Consider the following 322-nt stretch of genomic DNA (forward strand, 5'->3'; position numbering starts at 1 on the left):
CATCCGTAGCTCAGCTGGATAGAGTACTCGGCTACGAACCGAGCGGTCGGAGGTTCGAATCCTCCCGGATGCACCATATTCTCCGAGACAACAGCAAAACTGTTGTTTCATGGTCTGCGAGATAATCGCAAGCACCAAGGAGGATAATGTTGCTTCAGCAACGGCCCGCAGGGCGAGGCGCAACCGAGTAATCCTCCCGGATGCACCATCTTCTTCGCAGTATCAGTAGTAATCAGCAATTCCCGATGCATCCGTAGCTCAGCTGGATAGAGTACTCGGCTACGAACCGAGCGGTCGGAGGTTCGAATCCTCCCGGATGCAC

At 54.7% G+C, this 322-nt stretch carries 1 tRNA gene; it reads left to right on the plus strand.

The features are described from left to right. Positions 1 to 247: 247 nt before the first annotated feature. Positions 248 to 321 (plus strand) — tRNA-Arg (locus tag OGY08_RS00300). The last annotated feature ends 1 nt before the right edge of the window (position 322 follow it).

Origin of the sequence: Citrobacter sp. Cpo069 (assembly GCF_030332785.1) — a bacterium.
GTDB classification, from domain to species: domain Bacteria; phylum Pseudomonadota; class Gammaproteobacteria; order Enterobacterales; family Enterobacteriaceae; genus Citrobacter; species Citrobacter portucalensis.